Annotated in this window: 17 protein-coding genes; 11 read left to right on the forward strand and 6 right to left on the reverse strand. The window is 76.0% G+C overall.

Annotation, left to right across the window (positions count from 1 at the left end; all coding sequences use genetic code 11):
* Positions 1 to 43 precede the first annotated feature (43 nt).
* The 7 genes from CLV92_RS11715 (at position 44) to CLV92_RS11745 (ending at position 7,735) form a co-directional block, all read left to right on the forward strand.
* A complete protein-coding gene (locus CLV92_RS11715; protein ID WP_104432996.1) occupies positions 44 to 1,075 on the forward strand; it encodes a helix-turn-helix transcriptional regulator in 1,032 nt (343 codons plus the stop codon).
* Complete coding sequence (locus CLV92_RS11720) at positions 1,072 to 2,064, forward strand: helix-turn-helix transcriptional regulator (protein WP_104432997.1); 993 nt, start codon at positions 1,072 to 1,074, stop codon at positions 2,062 to 2,064. Before CLV92_RS11715 ends, CLV92_RS11720 begins: the two co-directional genes overlap by 4 nt.
* Before the next feature lie 117 nt (positions 2,065 to 2,181).
* A complete protein-coding gene (locus CLV92_RS11725; protein ID WP_104432998.1) occupies positions 2,182 to 2,520 on the forward strand; it encodes a hypothetical protein in 339 nt (112 codons plus the stop codon).
* Between the two features lie 257 nt (positions 2,521 to 2,777).
* The gene (gene tatA, locus CLV92_RS11730; protein ID WP_104432999.1) at positions 2,778 to 3,065 is read left to right on the forward strand and encodes a Sec-independent protein translocase subunit TatA; all 288 of its coding nucleotides are present in this window, start codon (positions 2,778 to 2,780) and stop codon (positions 3,063 to 3,065) included.
* 34 nt (positions 3,066 to 3,099) lie between these two features.
* Positions 3,100 to 3,918, forward strand: a complete 819-nt coding sequence (tatC, locus tag CLV92_RS11735) for a twin-arginine translocase subunit TatC (protein ID WP_245886731.1) — start codon at positions 3,100 to 3,102, stop codon at positions 3,916 to 3,918.
* 16 nt (positions 3,919 to 3,934) lie between these two features.
* Positions 3,935 to 4,861: a diacylglycerol kinase family protein gene (locus tag CLV92_RS11740; RefSeq protein ID WP_104433001.1), complete on the forward strand. Its 927-nt coding sequence runs from the start codon at positions 3,935 to 3,937 to the stop codon at positions 4,859 to 4,861.
* Positions 4,862 to 4,957: 96 nt separating this feature from the next.
* On the forward strand, positions 4,958 to 7,735 hold the full coding sequence (locus tag CLV92_RS11745; RefSeq protein WP_104433002.1) for a DEAD/DEAH box helicase: 2,778 nt from the start codon (positions 4,958 to 4,960) through the stop codon (positions 7,733 to 7,735).
* A 183-nt stretch (positions 7,736 to 7,918) separates the two neighbouring features.
* On the opposite strand, the gene CLV92_RS11750 is transcribed toward CLV92_RS11745, so the two are convergent.
* On the reverse strand, positions 7,919 to 8,824 hold the full coding sequence (locus CLV92_RS11750; RefSeq protein ID WP_104433068.1) for a 5'-3' exonuclease: 906 nt from the start codon (positions 8,822 to 8,824) through the stop codon (positions 7,919 to 7,921).
* A gap of 286 nt (positions 8,825 to 9,110) precedes the next feature.
* Between CLV92_RS11750 and CLV92_RS11755 the strand changes: the two genes are divergently transcribed.
* From CLV92_RS11755 to CLV92_RS11770, 4 genes are all read left to right on the forward strand, one after another.
* Entirely contained in the window at positions 9,111 to 9,983 is an 873-nt protein-coding gene (locus CLV92_RS11755) for an SCO4651 family lipoprotein (RefSeq protein ID WP_104433003.1), read from the forward strand.
* 131 nt (positions 9,984 to 10,114) lie between these two features.
* Positions 10,115 to 11,758, forward strand: coding sequence for an amidohydrolase (locus CLV92_RS11760; RefSeq protein ID WP_245886734.1), 1,644 nt, complete (start codon positions 10,115 to 10,117; stop codon positions 11,756 to 11,758).
* A gap of 533 nt (positions 11,759 to 12,291) precedes the next feature.
* Complete coding sequence (gene lnt / locus CLV92_RS11765; protein WP_245886736.1) at positions 12,292 to 13,926, forward strand: apolipoprotein N-acyltransferase; 1,635 nt, start codon at positions 12,292 to 12,294, stop codon at positions 13,924 to 13,926.
* Entirely contained in the window at positions 13,923 to 14,615 is a 693-nt protein-coding gene (locus CLV92_RS11770) for an FxsA family protein (RefSeq protein WP_104433005.1), read from the forward strand. Before lnt ends, CLV92_RS11770 begins: the two co-directional genes overlap by 4 nt.
* Positions 14,616 to 14,705: 90 nt before the next feature.
* Here CLV92_RS11770 and CLV92_RS11775 read toward each other — a convergent pair whose 3' ends face one another.
* The 5 genes from CLV92_RS11775 to CLV92_RS11795 all read right to left on the reverse strand — a co-directional run bounded on the left by CLV92_RS11775 (position 14,706) and on the right by CLV92_RS11795 (position 20,481).
* Positions 14,706 to 15,050 (reverse strand): RNA polymerase-binding protein RbpA, encoded by a 345-nt coding sequence (locus CLV92_RS11775; protein ID WP_104433006.1) that lies wholly within the window; start codon positions 15,048 to 15,050, stop codon positions 14,706 to 14,708.
* 207 nt (positions 15,051 to 15,257) lie between these two features.
* Complete coding sequence (locus CLV92_RS11780) at positions 15,258 to 16,694, reverse strand: MFS transporter (protein WP_104433070.1); 1,437 nt, start codon at positions 16,692 to 16,694, stop codon at positions 15,258 to 15,260.
* Positions 16,691 to 17,476 carry a glycerophosphodiester phosphodiesterase family protein gene (locus CLV92_RS11785; RefSeq protein WP_245886737.1) on the reverse strand — a complete coding sequence of 262 codons (786 nt, stop codon included), beginning with the start codon at positions 17,474 to 17,476 and terminating at the stop codon, positions 16,691 to 16,693. The genes CLV92_RS11780 and CLV92_RS11785 overlap by 4 nt, the downstream gene beginning before the upstream one ends.
* Before the next feature lie 137 nt (positions 17,477 to 17,613).
* Positions 17,614 to 18,888 (reverse strand): M15 family metallopeptidase, encoded by a 1,275-nt coding sequence (locus CLV92_RS11790; protein WP_104433007.1) that lies wholly within the window; start codon positions 18,886 to 18,888, stop codon positions 17,614 to 17,616.
* Positions 18,889 to 19,170: 282 nt separating this feature from the next.
* Positions 19,171 to 20,481, reverse strand: coding sequence for a methyltransferase (locus tag CLV92_RS11795; RefSeq protein WP_211291066.1), 1,311 nt, complete (start codon positions 20,479 to 20,481; stop codon positions 19,171 to 19,173).
* Between the last annotated feature and the right edge of the window lie 33 nt (positions 20,482 to 20,514).

A 20,514-nucleotide genomic window follows, 5' to 3' on the forward strand; every position in this document is an offset into this window, starting at 1 on the left:
CCGCCCTGGCGGCGGCGCCCGGCTCCGGTAGCGTTCCGCAACGATGGTCAACCCCAACGCCAGCCGGCGCACCGAGCGGCTGCTGAACCTCGTCATCGCCCTGTCCGCCACCCGCCGGTGGCTGACCAAGGAGCAGATCCGGCGTGCCGTGCCCCAGTACGACGACTGCGCCACCACCGTCGCCTTCGAGCGGATGTTCGAGCGCGACAAGGAGGACCTGCGCGAGCTCGGCATCCCGCTGTCCACCGGCGGGGAGGACGTCCTGTTCGGCGATGAGCAGGGCTACCGCATCGACCGCGACGCCTACGCCCTGCCCGACATCGCCTTCACCCCCGGTGAGCTCGCCGTGCTGTCCCTGGCCAGCCGCGTCTGGCAGCAGGCCAGCCTCGCCGGTCCCGCCACCCGCGCCCTGGTGAAGCTGCGCAGCCTGGGCGTGGAGGCCGACGAGTCCTCCCTCGTCGGCCTGGAGCCGCGGGTGCGCACCAGCGAACCGGCGTTCGAGCCGCTCTACGCCGCGGCCCGCGACCGCGCCCCCGTCACCTTCGAGTACCGCCGTGCCGACGGTGAGCCCGCCCAGCGCGCCGTGGAGCCGTGGGCCATCGTCAGCTGGCACGGGCGCTGGTACCTGGTCGGCCACGACCGCGACCGGGGAGCCAGCCGCGTGTTCCGGCTCTCCCGCATCCAGGGGGCGGTGCGCCGCATCGGCAAGCCCGGCTCCTACGAGGTCCCCGCGGACCTGGACCCGCGCTCGGTCGTCGGCGCCACCGTGCGCGAGCGCGCGCCGCAGGCCGCGGTGCTGCGGGTGCGCTCGGGCGCGGGCCTGGCGCTGCGGCGGCGGGCGCGCAGCGTCGAGGCGGCCGACCTGGGCGGTTTCGACGAGGTCGTCCTCGACGTGTCCGACGTGGAGGCGGCCGCCGACGAGATCGCGGGCTTCGGCGCCGACGTGGTGGTGCTGGAGCCGGAGGACCTGCGCGCGGCGGTGCTGCGCCGGCTGCGCGGGGCACTGGCGGCCAACGGGGGCGGTTCGGGCGTGCCGGGTGCCGGCGCGGCGGCGGTACAGGGGGGTGCGGCGTGAGCGGACGGGCGTCGACGGAGCGGCTGTCGAGGCTGCTGGCCATGGTGCCGTACCTGCTGCGCCATCCCGGCCTGCCGCTGGCCGAGGCCGCCGCCCACTTCGAGATCGGCGAGGACGAGCTGGTCCGCGACCTGGAGCTGCTCTTCGTCTGCGGCACCCCCGGCCACCTCCCCGACGACCTCATCGAGGCGGAGTGGGAGTCCGGCAAGGTCTACATCGGCAACGCGGAGGCCATCGACCGGCCGTTGCGGCTGGCGGTGGACGAGGCGGTGGCGCTGCTGGTGGGGCTGCGCACCCTCGCGGAGGTCCCCGGCCTGCACGACCGCGACGCCCTGGACGGGGCGCTGGCGAAGCTGTCGGCGGCCGCCGGTGACGCCGCGCGGGCCGCGCAGTCGCTGGCGGTGGACGTGCGCGTCGACGACACCGACCCCGGCGCGGCCGAGCAGATCCTGGCCACCTGCCGCGCGGCGCTGCGCGAGCACCGGCGGCTGCGCCTGCGCTACCTGGTGCCCTCCCGAGACGAGAGCACCGAGCGCGAGGTGGACCCGATGCGGCTGCTCACCGTCTCCGGCCGCTGGTACCTGGAGGGGTGGTGCCACCGCAGCGAGGGCGTCCGGCTGTTCCGGCTCGACCGCATCGAGGCGGCCGAGGTGCTCGACGCGGACGGCACCCCGCCTGCGCAGGCGGTCTCGCGGGACCTGGCCGAGGACCTGTTCCGGCCGAGCCCGGACGACGTCGTGGTGACCCTGGACCTGGCCCGTCAGGCGCGCTGGGTGGTGGAGTACTACCCCACGGAGTCGGTGGAGCCGGCGCCGCCGGGGGAGTGGGCTCCGGCGGAGCTGCGGGTGCGCCTGCGGGCCGCGGACACGCGCTGGGTGCGGCGCCTGCTGCTGCGTTTGGGCGACGGTGCACGCGTGGTGGACCCCCCTGGGCTCGCCGAGTCGGTGAAGGACGCAGCACACGCCGCTCTTGTCGCGTACGGTGGTTGAACGGGCACCGTGAGTAGTCCACTAGGGGGCGCATTCAAGGGATCCGCCCCTGCTGCCGACAACTGGTGTGTCGGGCAGCAGGACCGCCGCCCAAGAGGACTGAGAGGTGCAACTCCCATGACGACCATCAAGGCTTCGTGCCCGTGCTGCGGTGACGTCGAGCTGACCCCCAAGCAGGTCCGGCTCGTGGTCTGCACTGTGAAGTCCCGCTCCTTCTACGCCTTCAACTGCCCCACCTGCAAGGACGAGGTCCGCAAGCCGGCCGGCGAGGACGTCGTCGCCCTGCTGGTCTCCGGCGGCGTGCCCGTCGAGCGCTGGGTCATCCCGACCGAGGCGCTGGAGGAGCACACCGGCCCCACCATCTCCTGGGACGACGTCCTCGACTTCGCTCTCGTCCTGGACTCCGTGGACGACCTGGCCGGCATCGCCGGCGACCGTCCGCGCCGCATGGCCTGACGGCCACCCCCGGTCCGGGACCACCGCGCGGCCAGCCGCCGCCGGCTCCGGGACCACCGCGCGGCCCGATGGTCCGCGCCACCTGAGACACCGCTCGTCCGTGGAGGGCGCCGGCGGGGAGGTCCTGCTCCCGCCGGCGCCCTTCGCCGTTCCGGGGCGGCACCGCCCGACACCCCGAGCCGTTCGTCGCCCGGACGGCTCGCGGCCCCCCGGCCGCGGCATAGGATGCTGCTGTCCCGCCCGAGTCAGGAGGACTCATGTTCAACCGGCTTCTCGACAGCCCTGTGCACCTGATCATCCTGCTCGTCCTCGTGCTGCTCCTCTTCGGCGCCAAGCGCCTGCCCGACGCCGCCCGCGGCCTCGGCCGCTCGCTGCGCATCTTCAAGAGCGAGGTCAAGGAGATGAAGCGGGACGACGCGCCGCCGAGCGCTGACAGCTCCGCCCCGCTCGAGGGCCGCGTGGTCGTCGACACCGACGCCCCCAAGCACACCCCCTCGGGCTCGCACACCGGTGCGCCCGGCTCCGACCCCCACCGCAACGCCTGAACCCCCGCGCCGCCTGCCGGGCTGACCTGTGGCCGTGACCTCCCTCCGCCGCGCCCCCAAGGACCCCGAGGGGCGCATGGCGCTGCGCGAGCACCTCGAGGAGCTGCGCAAGCGCGTCACCCGGGCTGCCATCGGCCTCCTCCTCGGCGCCATCGCCGGGTGGTGGCTGTGGCAGGACATCGTCTACCCCGCCCTTCAGGCACCCCTCGTCGACTTCGCCGAGGCCAACGGCATCCAGGCGCAGATCAACTTCGGGGCCCTCGGCTCCGCCCTGGACTTCCAGATCAAGGGCTCGCTGTGGGTCGGCGTGCTCGTCTCCTCCCCGGTGTGGCTCTACCAGCTCTGGGCGTTCATCACCCCCGGCCTCACCAACAAGGAGCGCCGCTACGCCCTCGGCTTCATCGCCGCCGCCGTCCCCCTCTTCCTCGCGGGGGCCTGGCTCGCCTGGTGGGTGCTGCCCAACGCGGTGAAGTTCCTCATCGAGTTCACCCCCGTCGGCGCCTCGAACATCATCGACGCGACGATCTACCTCAGCTTCGCGATGCGCATCATCCTGGCGTTCGGCATCGCCTTCGTGCTGCCGGTCGTCCTCGTCGGGCTGAACTTCGCCGGCCTCATGACCGGGCGCGCCGTGCTCAAGCAGTGGCGGATCACCGTCTTCCTCTGCTTCGTCTTCGCCGCCATCGCCTCGCCCACCCCGGACGCCCTGACGCTGTTCACGCTCGCGGTGCCGATGATCGCGCTCTTCTTCGCCGCCGTCGGCGTCTGCCTCCTCAACGACCGGCGCCGCGCCCGCAAGTCCGACGAGCCCGACTACGGCGCGCTCGACGACGACACCGCCAGCCCCCTCTGAGCCCGGAGACCTCCCCGTGAGTCCCGCCGGCCGCGTCGGCCTCCTCGTCAACCCCACCGCCGGCCGCGGCGACGGAGCCGAGGCAGGTGCGCGCACGCTCGCCGCACTGCGCCGCCTCGGCCACCGCGTCGTCGACCTCACCGGCCCCGACCTCGACACCTCCACGCAGCACGCGCACGCCGCCGCCGGAGACCTCGACGCACTCGTGGTCGTGGGCGGTGACGGACTCGTGCACGCCGGGGTCCAGGTCACCGCCGGCACCGGCGTCCCCCTCGGGATCGTCCCCGCGGGCACCGGCAACGACATCGCCCGCGGCCTCGACCTCCCGCTGGGCGACCCGCCCGCCGCCGTGCAGGTCCTCGCCGCCGCCCTGGCCGACGGGCGCCACCGGGACCTCGACGCCGTGCGGGTGGACAGCGCCGAGCGCAGCGGCTGGTACGCCAGCATCCTCAGCTCCGGCGTCGACGCCCTCGCCAACGAGCGCGCCAACGCCTGGCGCTGGCCCAAGGGCCCCAGCCGCTACACCCTCGCCACCGTCCGCGAGCTCGCCGCGGTGCGCCCCGTGCACCTCGACCTCAGCCTCGACGGCGACTCCCGCAGGGTCGAGGCGCTCCTCGTGGCCGTCGCCAACACCCCCAGCTACGGCGGCGGTGTCCGCGTCGCCCCCGGGGCCGACCCGCAGGACGGGCTCCTCGACGTCGTCGTCGTCGACGCCATGTCCACCGCGGCGGCGTTCCGGCTGATGCCCGCCGTCCTCGGCGGCCGGCACGTGGGCCACCCCGCGGTCACCGTCCACCGCGCGCGCACCGTCCGCCTGTCCGTGGCCGAGGACACCGGCACCCGCCGCTCCCGCCGGCCCCGCCCCCACGCCGACGGCGAACCCGCCGGCTCCCTGCCGCTGACGTGCACCGCCGTCCCCGGCGCCCTGCGCATCCTCCGCTGACGGCGCCACCCCCGCCGCGCGGCGTCCCGGAAGGCGCCGCAGCGGCGGGTCGCCCTCGACGCGCGGGGGGCGCAACGGGTGTCGTACTGTCGCGACATGGCGAGCCCCGCGGAACGCTACGCGGCTGCGCGCCGCCGAGATGCCGAACGGCGCACCCACCTGGCGACCTTCACGGACGGCATCGGCTTCGAGCTGGACCCCTTCCAGGTGCAGGCCTGCCAGGCGCTGGAGGCCGGCCGCGGCGTCCTGGTCGCCGCCCCGACCGGCGCCGGCAAGACCGTCGTCGGCGAGTTCGCGGTGCACCTGGCCCTGGTCACCGGGCGCAAGGCGTTCTACACCACCCCGATCAAGGCGCTGAGCAACCAGAAGTACACCGAGCTGGTCGCCCGCCACGGCGCCGCCTCCGTGGGCCTGCTCACCGGTGACAACACCGTCAACGGCGACGCCCCGGTGGTGGTGATGACCACCGAGGTGCTGCGCAACATGCTCTACGCGGGATCCAGCACCCTCGCCGGGCTCGGCTACGTCGTCATGGACGAGGTGCACTACCTCGCCGACCGCTTCCGCGGCGCCGTGTGGGAGGAAGTGATCATCCACCTGCCCTCCGACGTGCTGGTGGCCTCCCTCTCGGCCACCGTCTCCAACGCCGAGGAGTTCGGCGCCTGGCTGGACACCGTCCGCGGTGACACCGAGATCGTCGTCTCCGAGCACCGCCCCGTCCCGCTGTGGCAGCACCTCGCCGTCGGCACCCGCCTCTACGACCTGTTCACCGACCCCGCCGGGGACCCCCTGGAGGGCGACGAGGGCTCCCTCGTGCCCGGCGCCATCGTCAACCCGGAACTGGTCGCGCTCGCCCGCCAGCAGGTGCGCGCCGACCGACTCACCCGCGGTCCCGGCCGCGACCGGCGCCGCGGCCCCGTGCGCGGGCCGCGCCCCGGCACCCCCGGGCGCGCGCAGGTCCTGGAGGTCCTCGACGCCGCGGGCCTGCTCCCGGCCATCACCTTCATCTTCAGCCGCGCCGGCTGCGACGCCGCCGTCCAGCAGTGCATGGCCTGGGGGATCAAGCTCACCACCCCGGAGGAGCAGCGGGAGATCCGCCGCCGCGTCGAGGAGCGCTGCGCCGACATCCCCTCCGCCGACCTCGCCGTCCTCGGCTACTGGGAGTGGCTCGACGGTCTCGAGCACGGCCTCGCCGCCCACCACGCCGGGCTGCTGCCGACCTTCAAGGAGACCGTGGAGCACCTCTTCGCGGCGGGTCTCGTCAAGGCCGTCTTCGCCACGGAGACCCTGGCCCTCGGCGTGAACATGCCCGCCCGCTCGGTGGTCCTCGAGAAGCTCGTGAAGTGGAACGGTCAGGCCCACGTCGACATCACGCCGGGGGAGTACACCCAGCTCACGGGCCGCGCCGGTCGCCGCGGGATCGACGTCGAGGGCCACGCCGTCGTGCTGTGGACGCCCGGCACGGACCCGGAGGCGGTCGCCGGCCTGGCGTCGCGGCGCACCTTCCCGCTGCGCTCGAGCTTCCGCCCCACCTACAACATGGCCGTCAACCTCGTCGAGCAGGTCGGGCGCCAGCCCGCCCGCGACATCCTGGAGACGTCCTTCGCGCAGTTCCAGGCCGACCGCGCCGTCGTCGGCCTCGCCAAGCGCATCCGCACCCAGCAGGAGGCCCTGGCCGGCTACCGCGAGGCCATGACCTGCCACCTCGGCGACTTCGCGGAGTACCACCGGCTGCGACAGGAGGTCTCCGAACGGGAGAAGGACATGTCGCGTGCCACGCAGGTGCAGCGGCGCGCGGAGGCGGCCGCCTCCCTGGAGGGGCTGAAGCCCGGTGACGTGATCCGCCTGCCCGGCGGCCGGCGCGCCGGTTTCGCGGTGGTCCTCGACCCGGGCGCCCCCCGGGGCTTCGAGGGCCCGCAGCCGCGCATCCTGACCGCCGACCGGCAGGTGAAGCTGCTGACGGCCGCCGACGTGACCACCGCGGTGGAGCGGATCGCGCGCGTGAAGGTGCCGAAGGACTTCAACTGGCGCAGTCCGCACGCCCGCCGCGACCTCGCCTCCAGCCTGCGCAACGCCCTGGCCGAGATCGGCGGGGGAGAGCCCCTGCCGGGCCGCGGCCGGGCGCGCTCCGGCGCCGCGGACGACGAGCGCCTGGTGGAGCTGCGCGCGGCACTGCGCGCCCACCCCTGCCACGGTTGCGCTGACCGCGAGGAGCACGCCCGCTGGGCGCAGCGGGAGGAGAAGCTCGCCCGCGAGACCCGCGCCCTGGCCAAGCGCGTGGAGAGCCGCACCGCGACGATCGCGCGGACCTTCGACCACGTCTGCGACGTCCTGACGACGCTCGGCTACCTGACCCCCGACGGTTCCGCGGTCACCGACCAGGGGCGGTTGCTGCGCCGCATCTACGCCGAGACGGACCTGCTCGTCGCCCAGTGCGTGCGCCACGGCGCCTGGCGCACCCTGGACGGCCCTGGCCTCGCCGCCGTCGTGTCGTCCCTCGTCCACGAGGCCCGCCGGGAGGAGGTGGGCCAGAGCGCCCGGCTGCCGCGCGGCACCGACGAGGCGATGGCCGCCACCGTGCGGCTGTGGAGCGAGCTGACCGACCTGGAGGAGGCCCACCACGTCCCCCTCACGCGGGAGCCCGATGCCGGCCTGGCCTGGGCCGTGCACCGCTGGGCGCGCGGGCACCGCCTCGACGAGGTCCTGCGCGACGCGGACCTGTCCGCGGGCGACTTCGTGCGCCGCTGCAAGCAGCTCGTCGACCTCCTGGACCAGATCGCCGAGGCTGCGGGGGACGACCCCCTGCGCGCGGTCGCCCGGGACGCACTGGACAGCGTGCGCAGGGGGGTCGTGGCCTACTCCTCGGTGGGCTGAGGCGCAGCCGGGACCGATCCGCAACGTGGCGGATCGGTCCTGCCCCCGGATCCGGCCGATCGGCACGAAGGAGCCTGGGGCGTCGCGTGCGCTACATCTTCGTACTTCCAGTTATCGGTATCAGCGCTCACGTCTCGCGATCCTCGGGGCCGCAGCGCGGCCGCCCGCACGGACGACGGGACCTCACGACGGGAGTGCCGCGAGGAGCCGCTGCACGCTGCTCGCCAGCCCCCAGCGCTCGGCGAGGACCTGCAGGTGCTGCGGGTCCGCCGCGGTGCGGGGCAGCAGGTCGCCCTGTCCGTCGGGGAGGGGGACGTCGCGCACGCAGCGCACGACCGCGGGGGCCGCGCTGAGGTACTCGCCGGCGGCGAGCAGCTTCCTGCGCTGGGCGGGGGTGAGGTCGCCGTCCGGGTCGGCGGCGGCGGCGAGCACGCCCGCGAGGTCGCGGTGGCGGGCCAGCAGCGTCGCCGCCGTCTTCTCGCCGATCCCGGCGACCCCGGGCAACCCGTCGGAGGGGTCGCCGCGCAGGACCGCCAGGTCGGAGTAGGCGGCGCCGGAGCCGACGCCGTAGCGCTCCCGCAGGGCGGCGGTGTCCACCGTCTCCAGGCGCTTGAGGCCGCGGCCGGTGTAGAGGACGCGGACGTGCCCGGTGTCGTCGACGAGCTGGAAGAGGTCGCGGTCGCCGGTGACGACGTCGACGGCGCGGCCGGCGGCCACGGCGCGGGTGGTCAGGGTGGCGATGACGTCGTCGGCCTCGTAGCCGGGGCTGCCGAGCCGGGCGATGCCGACGGCGGCGAGGACGTCGGCGATGAGGGGGACCTGCGGGCGCAGGGCCTCCGGGGTCTCCTCGCCGCCGTCGGCGCCGACGCGGTGGGCCTTGTAGGTGGGCAGGGCCGCGACGCGGAAGTCCGGCCGCCAGTCGTCGTCCCAGCAGGCGACCAGCCGCTCGGGGCGGTGCTCGCGCAGGAGGGCGGCGATGGTGTCGCAGAAGCCGCGCACGGCGTTGACGGGAGTCCCGTCGGGGGCGGTCACCGACTCCGGCACGCCGTAGAAGGCCCGGTAGTACAGCGACGCGGCGTCCAGCAGCATCACGCGCTCCACGGGCGCATCCTGCCAGCAGGCCCGGACGAGGCCGCTCCGGCGCCCCCGGGCGGTCCGCGGGGCTCAGGGGCGGTGCCGGTGTGCGCCGGGTGTGGAGGTCCGGTGCAGTGTGCCCGCCCGCGCTCATCCCCTCGTCGCAGCGGGGAACATCGATGGGGGGATGACTGCTGTCCGGGGTGGACGCACAGTGGGGTACGTGGCACCGACGCATCCGAAGCACTCCGGCTCCGCTCACGATCCGCACCCGACGCCGTTCCGCACCGAGGAGACCCCCATGGGCACGTCCACCGCCGTCCCGGCCCGCCGCACCCGCCGCCGCGCAGCGGGGGTCCTCGTGGCCGGTGCCGCGACCCTCACCCTCGGGCTGACCGCCTGCACCGGGTCCGACTCCGACGGCTACGCCCAGTCCACCGAGCGCACGCCGCTGCAGGTGGTCAACGCGTCCTTCGAGAAGTCCAGCCAGGCACAGAGCGGCAAGTTCGCGATGTCCGTGGAGTTCTCCGGTGAGGGCGAGGGCGAGAGCGGCAACGTCCAGGCCGAGGGCGCCTTCGACGGTGCCGCGGAAGCGGTGGAGATGCGCATGACCGTCGACGCGCCCGGGGCGGAGGGTCTCGCGCCCGTCCTGCGCATCGTCGGCGGCCAGCTCTACGTCTCCGGCGTGCCAGGCGTGGAGCCGCAGCAGTGGATGCAGGTGCCGCTGGAGCACGCCGACGCCATGGGCATGGACACCTCCCAGCTCGACCCGACCGCGCAGCTGGAGCAGCTGCGCGCGGTGTCCGAGGACGTGGAGGAGATCGGCACCGCCACCGTCCGCGGCGTGGAGGCGCACGGCTACGCCGGTGTGATCGACATGCAGAAGGCGCTGGAGATCGCCACGTCGCCAGAGGAGAAGGCCGAGGCGCAGGAGGCGCTGGACGAGGCGGGCCTGCAGAAGGTGCCCTTCGAGCTCTACGTCGACTCCGAGGACCGCCCCGTGCGCATGGTGGTGTCGATGGACGTCGCCGAGGGCGAGCAGAAGGCGTCGGCGAAGGTGCGCGTGGACTACTTCGACTGGGGCACCCCCGTCTCGATCGCCGCACCCGCGCCGGACTCCGTCGTACAGGCCCCGGCCGGCCTCCACGAGGGCGCTGACACCCCCGCCGCCTGAGCGGGGACCCACGACCGCTGGGGCGGGCCGCGACGCGGCCCGCCCCAGCGGTGTCTCCGGGCGGCGTCCTCGCTCCCGGTCGTTCCCGGGCCGTGCGCGGGGCCGCGGGGAGCCCTTCGTAGGGTGGCGCGGTGAGCGATGGAGCGAATCGGCGCCGCCTGTACCGCGGCGGCAGCGTCTACAGCCCAGCGGACCCCTTCGCCACGGCGATGCTCGTCGACGGGGACCGCGTCGCCTGGGTCGGCCCCGACGAGGCGGCCGCGGCCCACGCCGGTGACGCCGCGGAGGTGGTCCACCTCGAGGGCCGCCTGATCACCCCCGCCTTCGTCGACGCCCACGTGCACACGACCGAGACCGGTCTGGCGCTGGGCGGGCTGGACCTCTCCGGCTGCTCCGGGCCGCAGGAGCTGCTCGACGCCGTCGCAGCCGAGGCGGCCCGCCACCCGGGGGCGCCGGTGCTGGGCCACGGCTGGGACGAGAGCGGCTGGCCGCCCGGGCAGCGCCCGCCGAGCGCGGCCGAGTTGGACCGCGCCGGTGGCGGGGCGGAGGTGTACCTGTCCCGGGCCGACGTGCACTCGGCGCTGGTGTCCTCCTCCCTCGCCGCCCGCGCCGGGCTGGGCGCGCTGCGCGGCTGGGAGGAGTCGGGCTGGGTGCGCACCGACGCCCACCACGCCGCCCGGGACGCGACGCGGGCGGCGCTGGGGCCACTGCGGGAACGGGCCCAGCGGCTGGCGCTGCGCGCGGCCGCCGCGGTGGGCATCGGCACCGTGCACGAGATGTCCGGCCCGCACATCGCGGCGCCCGGCGACCTCGCCGCACTCGTCCGGCTGGCCGGGCCGCAGGGTGAGGAGCCCCTGCCCGACGTGGTGCCCTACCTGGGGGTGGCGGCCGAGGACCGCGGGCGGGTCGCCGAGGTGCTGGCCGCTGCGCGCGCCGAGGGGGTGGAGCTCGCCGGGCTGGCCGGGGACCTGTGCGTCGACGGCGCGCTGGGTTCGCGCACGGCGGCGCTGCGCCGGCCCTACGCCGACGCCGCGACGAGCGGCGTGCTGCACCTGGACGCGGAGCGGGTGCGCCGCCACGTGCTGGCGTGCGCGGGGGCGGGGGTGCAGCCGGGTTTCCACGTCATCGGGGACGCCGCCGTGGACGTGGTGGTGGAGGCACTGCTGGCGGCGGAGGCGCAGATCGGCGCGCCGGCGGTGGCTGCGGCCGGTGTCCGGCTGGAGCACGTGTGCGCCGCCGACGCCGAGGCGATCGCGGTGTTCGCCCGGCTGGGGGTCAGCGCGAGCGTGCAGCCGGCCTTCGACGCGACGTGGGGCGGGTCCGGGGGCACCTACGCCCGGCGCCTGGGCTGGTCGCGGGCGGCGGGGCTGCACCCGTTCGCGGCGCTCGCGGCGGCGGGGGTGCCCATGGCCCTGGGCTCGGACGCGCCGGTGACCCCGCTGGCGCCGTGGGCGGGGGTGCGGGCGGCGGCGTTCGCGGCGGTGCCGGAGCACCGCATCAGCGTGCGTGCGGCCTTCCTGGCGCACACCCGCGGCGGGCACCGCCTGGCCGGGCGCGTGGCGGAGCCGGGGGTGCTGGTGCCGGGCGCGCCTGCCAGCTACGCGGTGTGGGAGGCGGAGGAGCTGGTGGTGCAGGCGCCGGATGCGCGGGTGGCGGCGTGGAGCACGGACGCGCGCTCCGGAACTCCGGGGCTGCCGGACCTCAGCCCGGGCCTGCCGCTGCCGCAGTGCCGGCGCACGGTCGTGCGCGGGGTCCCCGTCCATGACGAGTTGTGACGTCGTCGCGGAGAGTGCATCTGTCGTACGGCGTGTCGGGCTGCGACACGCCGTACGACACGCCGATGCGCAGCTGTGACCTGAGGGGCGGAAGGGGGCGCTGACCTGCGCGAAGACCCCGCGTGACACGGCGTGCATCGGTTGACACGCCCGCTCTGCTGAGTAGTTTCCACAACTAGCCCACGTCGAGGAAGACCGTCCGGCCCTGCCCGCACCGGCGGTGCGCCGCCCCACAGCGCACAGCCCCTCGTGGCGCGGCCGAACGGGAGTGGGCGGGGTTGGATCCGCGCGCCCTTAGACAACGGTGTGCGCCTCGTGGCCGACGGGGCTCACGGCGGCCCGAGGGGCGCGCGGGTCCGGCCTGCTTCTCGCGCAGTCAGCCGGCCCGGCACCACCGGCGGCTGACTGCGTGAGAAGCAGGCTCCACCCCTCTGCCACGGTGGCGCCCCTGCGCCGTCGCCGCCCCTGCCGTGCTGCACCCGGTCGGGGGTGCCTGCCCCCTGGCCGCGCCGCAGGGACGTACGCTCGGGGACGTGCCGCGCCCCGCCGACCGCCCCCTGCCGCTGCTGCCGGCCGCCCTGCTCGCCGCCGCCGGCGGAGGCCTGTCCGCGGCGGCGTTCCCGGGGCTGGGCTGGTGGCCGCTGGCGCCGGTGGGTGTGGCCGCCCTGGTGCTGGCGGTGGCCGGGCAGCGCCCGCGCCGGGCCGCGCTGCTGGGCCTGCTGCACGGCTGGGCGTTCTTCGTCCCCCTGCTGCAGTGGAGCGGCGTCTACGTCGGGGCACTGCCGTGGCTGGCGCTGGCGACGCTGTGCGCCCTCTTCCACGTCCTGCTGGCCGCGCTGCTGCCCCGGGCCCTGCGCGCGCCGTGGGGGCTGGCGCCGCTGGCCGTGGCCGGCACGTGGGTGGCGGTGGAGGCCCTGCGCGCGCGGGTGCCGTTCGGGGGCTTCCCGTGGGGGCGGCTGGCGTTCTCCCAGGCCGACGCGCCCACGCTGGGCCTGGCCTCCCTGGGGGGCAGCCCGCTGGTGTCCTTCGCGGTCGCGCTGAGCGGGGCGCTGCTGGCGCTGGCGGTGACGACGCTGGCCCGGCGCGGGCGGCTGGTGCAGCTGCCGGACGTGCGCCTGCCCAGTCGGGGGACCGGTGGGCGCGCCACCCGCGCCGCGGCCGCGGCCGCGGCGCTGGCCGTGGCGGCGATGGGCGCCGGTGCGCTGCTGCCGCGGCCGGTGGACGCCTCGGAGGGGACCGCGCAGGTGGCGGCGGTGCAGGGCAACACCCCCGAGCCGGGGCTGGACTTCAACGCCGAGCGACGCGCGGTGCTGGACAACCACGCCCGCGCGACCCTGGAGCTGGCCCGGGAGGTGCGCGCCGGGCGCGCGCCGCAGCCGGAGCTCGTGCTGTGGCCGGAGAACTCCAGCGACATCGACCCCCTCCTCAACCCCGACGCGGCCGCGGTGATCTCCCGCGCGGTGGAGGCGGTGGACGCCCCCACCCTCGTCGGGGCGGTGCTGCAGGGCCCGGGGGAGGGGCTGTCCAACGCGGGCATCGTGTGGCGGCCCGGCACCGGCCCCACGGAGCGCTACGTGAAGCAGCGCCCGGCGCCGTTCGGGGAGTACATGCCCTACCGCTCCTTCTTCCGGATCTTCTCCGACAAGGTGGACCTGGTCCGGCAGGACTTCGTGGCGGGCACGAGCACGAGCCTGCTGCCGATGGGACCGGCGCTGGTCGGCGACATCATCTGCTTCGAGGTCCTGTTCGACGACCTGGCCCGGGAGGCGGTCGCGGCGGGGGCGGACCTGCTCGTGGTGCAGACCAACAGCGCCACCTTCGGCACCTCGAACATGGCGCCGCAGCAGCTGGCGATGTCGCGGCTGCGGGCGGTGGAGACCGGCCGCAGCGTCGTGCACGTCTCCACCGTCGGCATCAGCGCCCTGATCACCCCCGACGGGGTGGCCCACCAGAGCACCGAGCTGCTCACCTCGGCCGTCCTGCAGGGGGAGCTGCCGCTGCGCAGCGGGCTGACCTTCGCGGTGCGCCACGGCCTGGCGGTGGAGCTGTTCCTGTGCGGTGTGGGGGTGCTGCTGCTGCTGGCCGCGCGGCGGCGGCCGAGGGCGGCCGCCGTGGCGAGCGGGCCGCCGGTGGCCGTGGACCTCGACGTCCCCGCGGTGCGGGCATGAGCCACGCCGCGCTGCCCGCCGGTGCCGGGGGGTCCCCGCGCCGGCCGCGCCGCCGCCGCCGGGTGCTGCTGCCGGCCGGCGTCGCGCTGGCGGCGCTGCTGGTGGTGGAGGTGCTGCTGCTGGGGCGGCTGCAGGAGCTGCTCGGCGCGTGGGGGGTGCTGGCGCTGCTGCTGACCACGGCGGTGGCGGGTGCGCTGCTGCTGCGCCGCGCCGGGCGGGCGACCGTGCGTGCCGCCCGGGCGGCGGCGGGCGGCCTGCCGGCGGAAGCGGCCGCCGCGGCGGGGGTGGGGCGGGCGGCGGCGATCGGTGCCGCCGGGGCCCTGCTGCTGGTGCCGGGGGTGCTCACCGACGCCGCGGCCGTGGTGCTGCTGGTCCCGCCGTCGCGGCGGCTGCTGGGCCGCGCGGGGCGCCGCTTCCTGCAGCGCCGCCTGGAGCGGGCGCTGGCCTCCGCGGTGGCCGAGGCCGGCGGAGGGCGTCTGGTCGTGGGCGACGTGCTCGTCGACCGCGAGGGGGCGGGGCACCGGCGCGGAGCCGGGCGCCGTGGTGGTGCCGGGCGCGGCTCCCGGGGCGCGGCGGCCAGCCGCAGCGGCTACGGCGACGTGGTGGAGGGGGAGGTCCTCGACGCCGAGATCGTCGAGGAGGACCCCGGCACTCCCCGTCGCGACCCGCAGGAGCCGACCGGGCGCTGAGGGGCGAGCCGGCCCGCACGTCGCCGCAACGCGCACGGCCACGGCGGGCCCTTCCGTGGCCGGCCGTGGCCGTCGCTCGCGCGGAGCCGCTCAGGCGCTGCGGCGGACCTGCCCGCTGCGCAGCAGCCGCAGGCGCTCGTCGAGCAGCACCTCCAGCTCGGCGATGGTGCGCCGCTCCAGCAGCATGTCCCAGTGCGTGCGCACGGGACGGACGGCCTTCTTCTCCGGCATCTCGGCGTCGTCGCGCAGCGCCTCGGCGCCGCAGCGGCACTCCCAGACGGGGGGCACGTCCGCCTCGGCGGACATGGGCACGACGACCACGTGCCCGTGCGGACAGTGGTAGGTGACCCGCTGGCGCTCGGCCGGCTCGACGCCGGACTCGCTCTCCAGGCTGGCGGACCCGAGGCGGCTGCCCCGCAGGTTGCGATCGCTCATTGCAGACCTCCCGACGATCCCCTCCATCGCAGGCCCGATCGCCTCGGAGTCTGGAGGGGTTCCACTTGGTTGAACGCGGGCGGGGCCGGTGCTGTTCCGGCTCCGTTGCGCCGACGGTGTGAACGTCGTGTGGGAGGTGGCGGGTGAGTGGGGCCGAACGGGTGGCCCGGCGTGCGGACGGGAGTGCGGACCGGCGTGCGGGCCCGGTCAGGTCGAGGGCGCCTCGCCCGGTGGTGCGGGTGCCTTCGCGGCCGCCGCGGTGCCCCGCGCGACGTCGACGCGGGCCAGCAGGACCGCGCCGACGACGAAGAAGGCCAGCAGCGTCGTCAGCGCCGGCCGGTAGGAGCCGGTGAGCTGGAACACCAGCCCGAACGCCAGCGTCCCCACCCAGCTCGTGCCGCGCTCGGCGGCCTGGTAGAGGCTGAAGAACTCCGCCTCCTGCCCCAGCGGCACGAGCTGGCTGTACAGGGAGCGGGAGAGGGCCTGGGTGCCACCGAGGACGAGGCCGATGCCCACCGCCAGCAGCAGCCACCCGCTGAAGGCGCCGCGCTGCAGGGTGAGCGCACCGAGCAGGACGAGGACCCACAGGCCAAGCCCGCCCAGGATCGTGCGCTGCGCCCCGAAGCGGGCCGCGATCCGGCCGAAGGCCAGCGCCCCGAGGAACGCCACGCCCTGCACGATGAGGATCGTGGTGATCAGCTGCGACTGGCTGAAGCCGAGCTCCTCCTGCCCGTAGATGCTGGAGGCGTAGATCACCGTCTGGATGCCGTCGTTGAAGATCAGGTAGGCCAGCAGGAAGCGCAGCGTCTGCGGGTAGCGGCGGATGCCGCGCAGGGTGTGGACGAGCTGGCGGAAGGGCGCCAGCAGGCCGCGGCCGGCACCGGCGGGGGCCAGGGCGCGCTCGCCCAGGACGCTGACCGCCCGGGTCGGCAGGTTCCGCAGCCCGAGCACCGGGATGATCGTGAACACCGCCCACCACAGCCCCGCGATGGCCAGCGAGGCCCGCACCGCGCCCTCGGTGTCCAGCCCCACCGCGCCGGGGGCCGAGACCAGCGCCAGGTTCGCCGCGAGCAGCAGGAAGCCGCCGAGGTAGCCCAACGCCCACCCGCGCGAGGAGGTCCGGTCGCGCAGGTGCGGGGGTGAGACGTCGCAGAGCAGTGCGTCGTAGACCACGAGGGAGGAGGCCAGGCAGGTGGTGGCCACCATGAGCAGCAGCACCCCGAGCTGCCAGCGGGTGCCGCTGACGAGGACCATCGCGGTGGCGGCCGCGGCGCCCGTCCAGGCGAGCACGCCGAGCAGGCGCGCGCGGTGGGCGGTGCGGTCGGCGATCGCCCCGATGAGCGGCAGCAGCAGCGCCGCCAGGAGCGTCGCGGCCGTCACCGCGTACAGCGCCACCGACCCCGGCGCCACCGGCACCCCCAGCACCGACAGCATCCGGGTGCAGACCTGCCCGGTGGGCAGGTCCGGGCAGGCCGCGCGGCGGGCCACCGACGTCAGGTAGGGGCCGAAGAGGACGGTGGCGGTGGTGGTGACGTAGGCGGAGTTGGCCCAGTCGTAGACGTACCAGCTGCGCCTGGCCCGGCGCAGCGCGGCGGGCTCGGGTGCGGCGGGGCCCGGGACGGCCGCGGTGGTCTCCGCGCTCACGACCACTGCCCCCGCGCGGTCAGGACGTCGCGCAGCAGGTCGGCGCGGTCGGTGATGAGGCCGTCGACGCCCAGGTCGAGCAGGGCGTGCATCTGGGCGGGCTCGTCGACGGTCCACACGTGCACCTGCAGGCCCTGCTCGTGGGCGCGGGCCAGGAATCGCTCGGTGACGACGGGCACGCCGTACGCGCGCACCGGCACCTGCAGGGCGCAGGCGCGGCGGGCGGCGACCCGGCGCACCAGCGCCGCGCGCGCGGCCGTGCCGGTCAGGAACGCGGCGGTGCCCAGCAGGGACGTGGAGGTCGCCACCGGTGGCCCCCCGTCGGCGTCCAGCGCGGCGACCACTGCCCGGCGCCGCGACTCCGCGAAGGAGGCCACGCACACCCGCTCCCGCGCGCCGGTGCCGCGCAGCACCTCCACCAGCGGCGCGATGGCGGAGGCGTGCTTGACGTCGATGTTGAGCCGGGCGGTGGGGAAGGCGTCCAGCACCTCGGCCAGCAGCGGCACCGGCTCCCGCCCCGCCACCCGCGCCTGCCGCACCCGAGACCAGGGCAGCTCGGCGATGCGCCCGGCCGCGTCGGTGACCCGGTCGAGGGAGGAGTCGTGGAAGGCGACGAGCTCACCGTCGGCGGTGGCGTGCACGTCGGTCTCCAGGTACCGGTAGCCGAGGTCGACGGCCGCCTGGAAGGCGGGGAGGGTGTTCTCCAGCCCGTCGAGGGAGAAGCCGCGGTGCGCCATCGCCACGGGGTGGCCCGCGCTGAGGAAGGGATGCTCGCCGATCACCGGGGCAGTCTGCCCGGTGCAGCCCGGAGCGGGCGCGCGCCGCGCGCACCGGCGGGCCGGCGCGGGGCCCCCGCACGCGGCAGGCGCCCGCCCCCGCGACGGGGGACGGGCGCCTGGGCGCGTGCGGGGGAGCGGTCTCAGCCGACGTACTCCCAGTGCCACGGCTCGAACGGCCCGCTGCCGCCCTTGTCCGCCCACGAGGGGTGGATCCAGCCGTAGACCGCGGAGTTCTGCTTCAGCCAGTTGAAGGTGGGGGTGCCGTAGACGTTGACCCCGTCGCACAGGTCCACGGCGATGCCGAGGCCGTGGCGGCTGGTGCCGGGGCGGGCAGCCAGGCCGGGCTTGCGCGCGGCCACGGAGATCTGGTCGGCCAGCGGGCGGTAGGAGTCCGTGACGCACATCGCGCGGCCGAAGTGCGCGGCGTAGGCCTGGCTGAGCTGGTTGAAGGCGTGCGCCGCGTCGGCGCGCAGGACGTGCCGGGGCGAGCCGAACAACGGGCACAGCGCGCTGCGGGGGATGGTGCCGTTGGCGTAGCCGGTGACGTCGCCGCCGGCGCACGCGCCGATCTCGCCGACCAGGCCACCGGAGACGGAGCGGGCGCCGGCGGCCAGCGCGGCGGCGGCGGCGGCCTCGGCCTGCAGGCGGGCGGCGGCGAGGTTGGCGGCCTGGGTGGCCTTGGTGGTGGCGTCACCCTCGGCGGCGGCCTGCAGGGCCAGCATCTCGGCGAGCTTGCCCTTCTGCTTCTCCACGAGCGCCTCGGCGTCCTTCTTGGCCGCCTCGGCCTTCTCCGACTCCACCCGAGCGGTCTCGGCGTGCACCTTGGCCCTGGCGGTGGCCTCCTCCTGCGTCAGCTTCGCCGCGCGGTAGGTGCTCACCGCGTTGTCGCGGTTGGCGCCGACGCGGTTGACGGAGGCCAGCAGGCTGGGGACCTCGTTGGTGTCGCGGGACTCCAGCACGGTGACGAGCGCGGAGTACTCCTCCAGGGAACCGCCGTCCTTGTACGCCTCCGACGCCCAGCGGCCGAGCTGCTTCTTGCTCTCGGCGAGCTGGCGCTCGGCCTCGGCGAGGCGCTCGCGCTCGTAGCGCTCCTGCTCCTCCGCGAGGCGCTTGGCCTCCACCGCCTGCCCGTAGCGCTCCAGCGCGGCGCTGGCCTGGGCGGCGACGGCGTCGAGCTCCTCCTGCGCCTTGGTGGTGCGGGTGCGGGCGGCCTGCGCCTCGGCGGTGCTGGCCTCGGCGGCGCGGCGGGCCTCCTCGACCTCCTGCGGCGTCGGGGTGCGGGCCGAGACCGGCACCGCCACGGGGGCGGCGGGGTCGGCGAGCGCGGGCTGCGTCAGCCCCGCGGCCATGCACGTGACGCCGATGCCGGCGGCGGTGGCGAGCACGACGCGGCGGAGGGCGGAAGGCAGCTGCAAGGCGGGTACGTCCAGTGCGCTCGGGGGCCGGGGGCCCTGTTCGTCTGGTGCGGCGGGTGGTGCTGTCGGTCTGCTGGTGCTCATCCGGTGCTCGTGGTGCGGGAGTCGCGGGGTGAGGATCCGGTTACGGACCTTACCTACACCTAGCTCGGCACCTTGGCATTGGCTCCACAGCCCCGCGCGTCGCATGTGAGACAGGTCACACCCTCGGCGGGTTTGGGTTCGGGTGAAGCGCCCCGCGCGGACCTGCGCTCCTGATAGTGCGCCCCGAACGCCCGGGGATCAACGACGCACCGCCCGCAGGACCACGAACTTCGGGTGCCCGGCGACCACGTCGACCGCGCCGAAGAGGCGCCGCAGGCTCACGTGGTGGCCGAGGTGGCGGTTGCCGACCACCCACAGCTCCCCGCCCGGACGCAGCACCCGCCGGGCGTCGCGGAACATCCGGTGCGCGGTGGAGGCGGTCACCGACCCGTGCACGTGGAACGGCGGGTTGTTCAGCACCACGTCCACCGACCCTGCCGGCACCTGCTCACCCGTGCCCTGCTCACCCGCGTCCCGACCAGCCCCCGCCCCGGTCCCGGCCCCGGTCTCGGCCCCGGTCGAGGCCGTCGCCGAGTCGCCCACCAGGAACCGCGCCCGGGCCCCCGCCGGGGCGTTGTCCCGCCACGTCGCCGCCGCCGAGGCCACCGCCAGGTCGGAGTCGTCCACGAACGTCACCTCCACCCCCGGCTGCGCCCGCGCCGCGGCCAGCCCCAGCACCCCGTTGCCGCAGCCCAGGTCGAGGACGTGCTCGCCGGCGCGGAAGCGGCGCCGCGCCCCCAGGACCTCCAGGAGGAGGCGCGTGCCCACGTCCAGGCCGCCCGCGGAGAAGACACCCCCGTGCTGCACGACCCGCACCCCGGCCAGCGGCTCCGGCGCATCGTCCAGCAGCAGCGACCGCGGCCACGGGCAGGGCCGGGGCGCGCCCAGCACCTCCGCGCTCGGCGCGCACACCAGCAGCCGGGCCTTGCGCCGCGCCCGGGAGGTGCGCACCGGACCCAGCAGCTCCTCGAACAGCATCAGCGTGGAGGTGTGGACCTCCTTCACCATGCCCGCGGCGACGACCACCGAGCCCGGGTGCAGGGCCGGGCGCAGCCGGTGCAGCTGCTCCTCCAACAGCGACAGCGTCTTCGGCAGGCGCACCAGCAGCACGTCCACTCGCCCCGGCCAGCGCTCACCCGCGCCCAGCAGCGGCACCACCGCCTCCGGGGCGTGCCGGGCCAGGTTCGCGCGCGCCGCCGCCCGCGCGACGGCGGAGTCGGTGACGGAGACGGGGGAGTGCTCCGCCAGCGCCGTGGCCAGCGCCCCCCAGCGGTCGTCCAGCAGCACCAGCGACCCCGCCCGCGCCGCCTCGGCCAGGTCCACGCCCGCCGGCAGGCCGCTGAGCTCGGCCAGCTCCCGCGCGGGTTCACCGCTGCTCAGGACGTGGTCGAGCAGGTACTCGTCGGCGGCGTCGAAGGCGCGCAGCAGCTCGCGCGGCTCGTGCGGATAGCGCTGCAGCCGCAGCGGGCGGCCCGCCACCACCAGCTCGGACTCGTCGGGGGCCGGCACCGCGCCAACCTACCCAGCCCCCACCGCCGCGCA

It is taken from the genome of Kineococcus xinjiangensis (genome assembly GCF_002934625.1).
Taxonomy (GTDB): Bacteria; Actinomycetota; Actinomycetes; order Actinomycetales; family Kineococcaceae; genus Kineococcus_A; species Kineococcus_A xinjiangensis.

What these genes read in the sequence shown, in the direction of transcription:
- CLV92_RS11715 (WP_104432996.1), top strand. Translation starts at nt 44, where the DNA reads ATGGTCAACCCCAACGCCAGCCGGCGCACCGAGCGGCTGCTGAACCTC.
- CLV92_RS11725 (WP_104432998.1), top strand. Translation starts at nt 2,182, where the DNA reads ATGACGACCATCAAGGCTTCGTGCCCGTGCTGCGGTGACGTCGAGCTG.
- tatA (WP_104432999.1), top strand. Translation starts at nt 2,778, where the DNA reads ATGTTCAACCGGCTTCTCGACAGCCCTGTGCACCTGATCATCCTGCTC.
- CLV92_RS11745 (WP_104433002.1), top strand. Translation starts at nt 4,958, where the DNA reads ATGGCGAGCCCCGCGGAACGCTACGCGGCTGCGCGCCGCCGAGATGCC.
- CLV92_RS11750 (WP_104433068.1), bottom strand. Translation starts at nt 8,824, where the DNA reads ATGCTGCTGGACGCCGCGTCGCTGTACTACCGGGCCTTCTACGGCGTG.
- CLV92_RS11755 (WP_104433003.1), top strand. Translation starts at nt 9,111, where the DNA reads ATGGGCACGTCCACCGCCGTCCCGGCCCGCCGCACCCGCCGCCGCGCA.
- CLV92_RS11770 (WP_104433005.1), top strand. Translation starts at nt 13,923, where the DNA reads ATGAGCCACGCCGCGCTGCCCGCCGGTGCCGGGGGGTCCCCGCGCCGG.
- CLV92_RS11775 (WP_104433006.1), bottom strand. Translation starts at nt 15,050, where the DNA reads ATGAGCGATCGCAACCTGCGGGGCAGCCGCCTCGGGTCCGCCAGCCTG.